Source organism: Streptococcus cristatus, from assembly GCF_001578775.1.
In the GTDB taxonomy this organism is placed as follows: domain Bacteria; phylum Bacillota; class Bacilli; order Lactobacillales; family Streptococcaceae; genus Streptococcus; species Streptococcus cristatus_A.
Genome location: NZ_KQ969062.1, coordinates 1469220 through 1478777, shown reverse-complemented (window position 1 = coordinate 1478777; position 9558 = coordinate 1469220). Strand labels below are relative to the sequence as shown.

The window sequence follows — 9558 nt, the reverse complement described above, 5'->3', positions numbered from 1 at the left end:
GTGGCAAATGAGGGAGTCACTCAACCGAAACCTACGCAGCCGAAAACTTCCGCTAGCAATGAAGCTAGCCAGCCCACTTTGCCAGCTCAAGTAGCAAGTCCTACTGAAAATAAGGAAACAGAAATTGCTGATTATGGACCACTTCCAACCAAGGCTCAATTGGACTACCACAAAGAAGAATTAGCCGCCTTTATCCACTTTGGTATGAACACCTATACCAACTCTGAGTGGGGAAATGGTCGTGAAAATCCTTCTAATTTTAATCCGACTAATTTAGATACAGACCAATGGATTCGAGTGTTAAAAGAAGCAGGATTCAAACGGACGATTATGGTTACTAAGCACCATGATGGTTTTGTTCTTTATCCGTCTGCGCATACAAATCACACTGTCGCAGCCAGTCCGTGGAAAAATGGTAAAGGCGATGTCTTGGAAGAAGTTTCTAAGTCTGCGACCAAATATGACATGAATCTTGGGGTCTATCTTTCTCCGTGGGATGCCAATCATCCGTCTTATAAGGTTGCCACTCAGGATCAGTATAATGAATACTACCTCAATCAACTCAAGGAGATTTTAGATAATCCTAAATACGGTAACAAAGGAAAATTTGTCGAAGTCTGGATGGATGGTGCTCGAGGAGAAGGAGCGCAGAAGGTCACTTATACTTTTGATAAATGGTTCGAATATATTAAAAAAGCAGAGGGTGACATCACTATTTTCTCTGCTCAGCCAACAAGTGTCCGCTGGATTGGGAACGAAAAAGGCACAGCAGGTGACCCAGTCTGGCATAAGGTCAAACGCGACAAAGTTCTGGCTAATCCGTCAACAGACTATCTGAATCATGGGGACCCTACTGGAGATATGTATTCTGTTGGGGAAGCGGATGTGTCCATTCGCTCAGGCTGGTTCTATCATGAGAATCAGCAACCAAAATCTTTGCGTGAATTGATGGATATCTACTTCAAGTCTGTCGGTCGTGGAACACCACTTTTGCTCAATATTCCACCTAACAAAGAAGGACGATTTGCAGATGTTGATGTTGCAAGATTAAAAGAATTTCATCAGACGCTCAAAGACATGTATTCTACTAATCTAGCAGCAGGTGCCAGTGTGGTAGCGGATTCTACACGGAAGAATGCCAAATACAATGTCAATCATCTGGTTGATGGTGATGACAAGACATCTTGGGCGCTATCAAATGATGCCTTGACTGGTTCTTTCACAGTTGATTTGGGAGAGAATAAGCGTTTTGATGTGGTCGAGTTGAAAGAAGATATTGCTAAAGGTCAGCGGATTTCCGGTTTCAACATTGACGTAGAAGTCAATGGTCGTTGGGTTCGCTATGGCGAAGGCAGTACAGTTGGCTACCGCCGTCTTATCCAAGGCCAGCCGGTCACTGCTAGAAGAATCCGTGTTACTATTACGGGTGCTCAGGCGACTCCGATTTTGACCAACTTTGCGCTCTACAAAACACCTCAGTCTATCGAAAAGACAGATGGATATCCTTTGGGCTTGGATTATCATTCTAATACTGAGGGAAATAAGAATAATACGACTTGGCATCAAGAAAATGAAGGTGTTCGCGGAAGTTCTATGTGGACTAACCAAAAAGATGCCAGCGTTGAATATCAATTCACAGGAACTAAGGCCTATGTCGTGTCTACTGTCGACCCGCAACACGGTCCGATGGATGTCTATGTAGATGGTCAAAAAGTGGCAACGATTGATACGCAGAGCACCGTGCGCAAACGGAGTCAAACGGTATATGAAACAGGCAACCTAGCAGAAGGTACTCATACTATCAAGCTGGTGAATGCTAGCAATCGTGCCATTGCAACTGAGGGGATTTATACTTTGAATAACAAAAGCAAGGGCATGTTTGAGCTAAGTCAAGCAAGCTATGAAGCTGAAAAAGGTAAAACTGTCACTGTTACTGTCAAGCGTGTAGGCGGTGCTAAAGGTTCAGCAGATGTCCGTGTGGTGACCGAGCCCGGAACAGGTGCTCATGGCAAGGTTTACCAAGACAAGACAGAGATTTTGCACTTTGCTGATGGGGAAACCGAAAAGACAGTAACGCTCCAGACTATTGACTTTAAAGAACAAGCAGACCAAGTCTTTGACTTTAAAGTTAAGTTGTCTGACCCAACAGAAGGCAGCTTACTTGGCTTTAACTCATCTGCAACAGTTCGTGTCATGAAAGCGGATAGTCTTTCGCATAACCAAAAAGAATACGATGACCAAGCCAGCCAGCTTATCTACAGTTCAAATTGGCACAGACAGACCAATGCTCAGGGAAATTTCAGTAATACAGAAAGTTGGGCTTCTTATAACGGCTTGTCTGCTGATGCCAAGAAAAAACTTTCTGTGACAGCTATTTTCAGCGGGACAGGAATCGATCTAACTGGTTTTGTGGATCCAAATCATGGTATTTATAAGGTCAGCCTAGATGGCAAAGTCTTAGACTATCAAGAAGGTCAAGGAAATGCCACAGAATACAACGGCAAGAAATACTTTAGTGGTAAAGCGGCTCAACGAAAAGGCGATCAAACACTGGTTTCCCTTAAAGGTTTGAAGGACGATGTTCACGTTCTGACCATGGAGCTGGATCCTGAGCGTAATGACTTGGCTAGAAATATCGGAATCCAATTAGATAGGGTCGTGACAAAAGGAACTGGTTCTCATCTCATTTCCAAACAGGACTTTGTAGAAGAGATGAAGCAGTTGAAAGAAACTGTCAATCAAATTACCCCAGAATTATTGAAAGATACCCCGAATAGCCGTACTGCCTTTGTAGAACATAAGACTGTTTTGGAAAATGAATTGACAAAAGAAACACCAGATGTCCAAGCAATCTTCAATGCAGTTAATCAATTGAAAGAAATTTTGGATAATCCAGATAACTTTATTCCAGAAAATCGTCCAAACCTACCAGAGGAACCAAGTCCATCTCAACCATCCACGCCAGATCAACCTTCAACTCCATCTCAACCATCCACGCCAGATCAACCTTCAACTCCATCTCAACCGTCTACGCCCGATCAGCCTGCAACACCTGATCAAAAACCAGATCAGCCGATTGTAACGCCTCCAGTCACTAAAGAAGAGAAAGATTTGCTTCAGGCTCGTAAGCAAAACTTTAATAAAGACTGGTACTTTAAACTTAATCCGACTGGCGAACAATCCAAGGAAAATATCAATATGGAGGATTGGACCAAGCTTAATCTGCCACATGACTGGAGTATCTTCTTTGACTTTGATCATTCGTCTCCAGCTCGCAATGAGGGCGGTCAACTAAATGGTGGAGTGGCATGGTATCGTAAGACCTTCACACTGGAGGAAGAAAACAAGGACAAGAACGTTCGTCTGACTTTTGATGGTGTTTACATGGATTCGCATGTCTATGTCAATGGCAAGCATGTCGGCCACTATCCAAATGGTTATAATCACTTCTCTTATGATATCACTGACTATCTCTATAAAGATGGTCGTGAAAATACGATTGCTGTCCAAGTTACCAACAAGCAACCAAGTAGTCGTTGGTATTCGGGTAGCGGTATTTACCGTGATGTTCATCTAGTCATGACAGATAAGCTGCATGTCAGCAAACATGGCAATAAGATCACCACACCGAAGCTAAAAGAACAGCAGCAGGGAGCGGTTGATACAGTTGTTGCCAGCAAGGTTGTCAATACCGATAGCAAGGCGCATCAGGTTTATGTTGAGCACCAGGTCTTTACCAAAGAAGGTCAGGCTGTCTCAGCAGCTGTCCGTTCCGTTGTCAAAGAACTTTTAGCTAATCAGGAAGTTCAATTTGACCAAACGCTTCAGGTCAACAGACCAACCCTGTGGACGACCAAATCAGATAAGCCACAGCTCTATGTCATGAAGACCAAGGTCTATAAAGACAATCAACTGGTTGATGTGACTGAAGATACCTTTGGTTACCGTTACTTTGACTGGACTGCAGCAGATGGCTTCTCACTAAACGGCGAGCGCATGAAGTTCCATGGCGTCTGTATTCACCAGGACAATGGAGCACTGGGCTCTGAAGAAAATGCCAAGGCCATCTATCGCAAACTGAAATTGCTTAAGGAGATGGGTGTCAATGCTATTCGTACTTCTCATAATCCAGCCAGCGAACAGTTATTGAATGCTGCGGCTGAGCTTGGATTCTTAGTACAGGAAGAAGCATTTGATACTTGGTATCATAGTAAGAAGACTTATGACTACGGCCGTTTCTTTGACCAAGAAGCAACCCATCCAGATGCTAAACCAGGTGAGAAATGGTCTGACTTTGACTTGAGAATGATGGTCGAAAAAGACAAGAACAATCCATCTATCATCATGTGGTCTCTCGGAAATGAAGTTGAAGAAGCCAATGGAGATGCGCGTTCTATTGCGACAGCTAAGCGCTTGAAGGCTGTTATCAAGGCCATTGACACAGAACGCTATGTCACCATGGGTGAAAATAAATTTAGCCAACGTTCTTCTGGCGGCTTTATCGAAATCGCTAAAATCATGGATGTTGTAGGGATGAACTATGGCGAGCATAACTATGAAGCAGTGCGTCGGGCTCATCCAGACTGGAAGATTTATGGATCAGAAACATCTTCTGCAACTCGGACTCGCGGCTCCTACTACGATCCATCACGGATTTTGAACCATGACCATAGTGCTGGTCGTCGTTATGAGCAGTCTGACTACGGAAATGACAAGGTAGCATGGGGCCGGACAGCGACCCAGTCATGGACCTTTGACCGTGACCATGCTGGCTATGCTGGTCAGTTTATCTGGACAGGCATTGACTATATCGGTGAGCCGACTCCTTGGCACAATATGGATCGTACCCCGGTTAAGAGCTCCTTCTTTGGAATTATCGATACAGCAGGTCTACCTAAGAATGACTTCTATCTCTACCAAAGCCAATGGCGCTCAGTCCAAGATAAGCCGATGGTTCATATGTTGCCACACTGGAATTGGGACGAGGAGAGTCTACAAGACAGAAAGATGTTGGTTGATGGCAAGGTGCCTGTCCGCGTCTTCTCAAATGCAGCCAGCGTTGAACTCTATCTGAACAATGAATCACTTGGCAAAAAGACCTTTACCAAGAAGCAGACAGCAGATGGCAGAAGCTATCAAGAAGGTGAAAATGGTCAACTCTATCTAGAGTGGAAGGTTGCATACAAGCCAGGTACTCTAGTGGCAGTTGCTCGTGATGAGTCTGGCAAAGAGATTGCGCGTGATACAGTGACAACTGCTGAGCAAGCTAGCAATGTCCGCCTTGTCAAAGAAGAGCACGTCATCGGTGCGGATGGAAAAGATTTGACTTATATCCATTATGAAATCGTGGATGCTAATGGCAATCTCGTACCGACAGCTAATAATCTTGTGCATTTCAATCTACATGGACAAGGCGAAATTGTCGGTGTAGATAATGGTGAACAGGCTAGTCGTGAGCGCTATAAGGCTCAAGCAGATGGTACATGGAAACGCAAGGCCTTTAATGGCAAGGGTGTGGTCATCGTTAAGTCGACAGAAACGGCTGGAAAATTTACCCTCTATGCTGATTCAGAAGGTTTAGTCTCAGATTCTGCAACGGTTTATACAGTGAAAAGAATACAGTCTGCTAAAGAATTGGTTGACTTACTCCCAGCAAAAGCAACAGCTATGGTTGGTGACGAAGCACAACTTCCACAGACAGTCAAAGCTGTTTACAATGACGGCAGTACAGAAGACAAGACTGTGACTTGGAAGATACCAGCTGACCTGACTAAAACGCGTGGCGTCAAAGAAGTTCTAGGAAATGTAGAAGGTACAAACCTGACTGCTCGCTTGATGCTGAAAGTTTTGGATTTGGTAACTTGGTTGCCAAAAACCCAGACAGTGCCAGTCAATACAGCAACAGAAGATTTAGATAAAGTAGTTACAGCAGTCTTTTCTGACGGTACGACATCAGATGCTGAAGTCAGCTCTTGGACTTTGGAAAATCCAGATGCCTTGAAGACTGAAAATGGCGAAACAACAGCCACAGGAAAAGTCGCAGACTCGGACATTTCTGTGTCAGCTAGATTCCGAGCGTCTAATCAGAACTTAACCGAAGGGGCTGTGACAGGCATTCAGGTTGGTGGCAAGGCTCTGACTGACTTTAGCGCAGACAAGGCTTACTATCGCATTCCACTTGCTTATGGTGCAACTGTACCGACAGTTACAGCGACAACCGCAGGAGGTGCAACAGCTACTATACAACAGGCTAGTGCTGACAATGACAAGCTGACTTCTGTCTTTGTGACAGACGAGTCTGGTCGTCTGACTCGAGTTTATCGCCTGCAATTTGTCGAAGCTAGCCCGGCCTTGACTGGTATTGAGCTAGAAATAGAAAAGACAGAAAATCTGGTTGAAGATCAAGCAGTACCATATAAAGTCAAAGGTGTTTATGAAGATGGCACTCGGGCGCTTCTGTCAGAAAATGATGTTAACATCATGTTTAGCTCAGAAGATGGAGCAGAAGTAAAAGCTGAAAATGGTAAGCTCTTACTCTATCGTAAAGGAACAGCTCGTATCACAGCTCGTCTTGCAAAGGCAGATAAGACTCTGACTTCGCAAGAACTAACCTTGAGCATCGCTGAAAATACACAAGAAAAGACCATCACAGAGCTGCGGACGATTAAGCTATCGACAGATTTGCATAAGGTGCCAACTCTCCCTCAAGAAGTACTGGCAGTTTATAATCAAGGTTTGCCGCGTAAGGTAGCCGTGACTTGGGAGCCGATTTCCCAAGAAAAGGTTGATCGCTATCATAGCTTTACCGTTAAGGGTCGAGTAGCAGGTACTGACATTGAAGCGCAAGCTCATGTGACTGTTGAAGGCTTCTTGACAGCTGAAGAAGTTTCATTGGCCGTGCCAAAAGGTGAGAAGATTAAACTTCCGGCAACAGTCCGTGCTTATCACTCTGATGGCAGTGTCCAGTATAAAGAAGTAAACTGGGATGCTGTTCCATCTGATGCAACGGCTCAAGCTGGAAAAATAGAAGTTACAGGAACAGTCGTGGGACTCAATCTGAGAACCAAGGCTCACATCCGAGTGTCTGAGCAAACGGTCCAAAATAAGAATATCTCTAAACAATGGACAGGGTCAGAACTTCCAGCAGCCTTTGTATCTGATACTGGTGGGGATGATAGCGCTAGTGCTCTAAATGATACCCACATTTCAAGAACTTCAGGCGGAGCTAAGAATCGTTGGACCAACTGGCGTACTGGAAATGAAGAAGATTATGCAGGTATCTTATTTGGAGATGCAGGTGACTTGACTAAACGCTTTGTTGATAATCTAAAAGCAGACTTCTACACGGATGGTTCTATTGGTCTGCCAGAAGAATATGTTATTGAATACTATGCTGGCAAAGGTCTTCCAGAATTACCCAAAGATGTTAACCATGTTCGCAAAGAAGCGCAGCATCCATTCAATCAATCAAGTAACTGGAAACAGGTAACTGGTCTTCGTGCGCCTCAGACCCTAAGTGCCAACTCTGAAAATGTCTTCCGCTTTGATAAGGTAGAAACACCAGCTATCCGTATTCGTATGAAGAAGAAAGCGAACACCTCAGGTGTTGGTTTGACTGAGCTAACTGTTATGGGCAACAGTGTTGAAGAGGCGACAGGTGCAACCGCTAAGATCATGGTAGATGGACAGCCTATCCCAGGCTTTAACAGCGCTATCAAGGAATATGAGATTGTCAAGAAAGAAACAGGCAATCAAGTGACTGCAGAAGTAAGTGACAATGGGTTAGCGACAGTGATTCCAGCAGCATCTGAAAATGATCCTGTCCGTGTACTCATCAAGGCTGAAAATGGTCAAATCGTGGATGAGTACCGCATTCGATTTGTCAAAGAGAGTAAGGAAATAGGTAAGCCTGTGGCTGCTGAAATATTATCAACAGTCGTAAATGTAGGAGAGAGACTCCAGTTGCCATCAACTGTACCAGTTTATTACCCAAGTTGTACTGAGTGGGTTAAGAAAGATTTAGCAGTTACTTGGAATCCAGTTGATGAAAGTCTACTTCGAACTAAAGGTAGCTTTACATTGACAGGAACGATTCCAGGAACAGATCTGCAGGCACAGCTTAAAGTACGGGTAAGCGAGCAAACTGGACGCAATGCTGCTTTAAACCAAAATCATAACGACCAAGATTCACTTGCTTTTGCTTCAACGACTAATGACACAGATCAAGCTTCACAAGATAGGGTTCACTATGTAAATGATGGTTCGACCAACGAAAGCAATCGCTGGACTAACTGGTCAAGACAGGCTCCAAGTAAAGAAGTATCTGTCGGTGTGCTTTTCAAAAAGCAAGGTCAGATTTCAGCTGAGACAGTACAACAAGTTGGTATGCAGTTCTTCAGAGATAGTGGAACAGATGCACCACAAAGTCTCGTCTTAGAATACTATGACGGTCCAGACTTTACTGAGCCAAATCCAGCTTCTCGTTATGCTGAGCAAGCTGATCATCCATTTAACAATGCAAATAATTGGAAGCAATTGAACTATACAGCAGATAGCGAAATCATAGCTGGCAAGATGATTCATTTCAACTTTGATCCAGTTAAAACAAAAGCTATCCGTGCCCGAATGACACGCAAGGATACGACTAACGGGGTTGCACTTGTAGAGTTCACTGCCGTTACACCAACAGAAGCGCTTCAGTCAACTACAGTAACGAATATCACTGTTAATGGTCAAGCCTTGGCTGATTTTGAAGCAGATAAGATAGATTACCGTCTGGAGTATCAAGGTACAAGACCAAGGATTGAAGCTACTGCTACAAACAAAGCAACTGTAACAGTTGTTCAGTCTGATAGCGATGAGCTTCCAAGTCTTGTTCGTGTGGTGACGGAAGACGGTCAAACGACTAAGGAATACCGGATCCAGCTAGTGAAGAAAGCAGTGAATGCCGCACCTCTTCACAAGACTACTCCAGACGAAGGCGTTAAGAATTTGGTTGTCGAACAGCCACGCTTGGATATTGTGACAGAAGTTCTACCGTTTAATACTGTTGAACGTGAAAATGCTCAATTACCTAAGGGCACCCGAAAAGTTGTCCAAGAAGGCAAGAACGGCGAGAAGACCACGCTTGTCGAAGTGACCATCGAAAATGGTCAAGAAACTGGTCGAGTGACTCGCGATAGCTTCGTTTCCAAAGACGCAGTTGGTAAGATTGTGGAAGTTGGCAAGCCAGCTGAGCAAGTGACACCAGATCAAGGTCTTAAGAATCTTGTTGTTGAACAGCCGCGCTTGGATATCGTCACTGAGGCTCTACCGTTTAATACCATCGAACGAGAAAATCCACAATTGCCGAAAGGCACCCGAAAAGTTGTCCAAGAAGGCAAGAACGGCGAGAAGACCACGCTTGTCGAAGTGACCATCGAAAATGGTCAAGAAACTGGTCGAGTGACTCGCGATAGCTTCGTTTCCAAAGACGCAGTTGGTAAGATTGTGGAAGTTGGCAAGCCAGTCGAGCAAATCACTCCAGCTGAAGGCGTTCAAGCCCCTGTAGTTGAACAG

Annotated in this window: 1 protein-coding gene; it reads left to right on the top strand. The window is 44.4% G+C overall.

Annotated elements, in window-relative coordinates; genetic code table 11:
* Window positions 1–78: 78 nt before the first annotated feature.
* The coding region (locus SCRDD08_RS12120) for an Ig-like domain-containing protein (protein WP_330997085.1) at window positions 79–9558 on the top strand (9480 nt) is incomplete at its 3' end.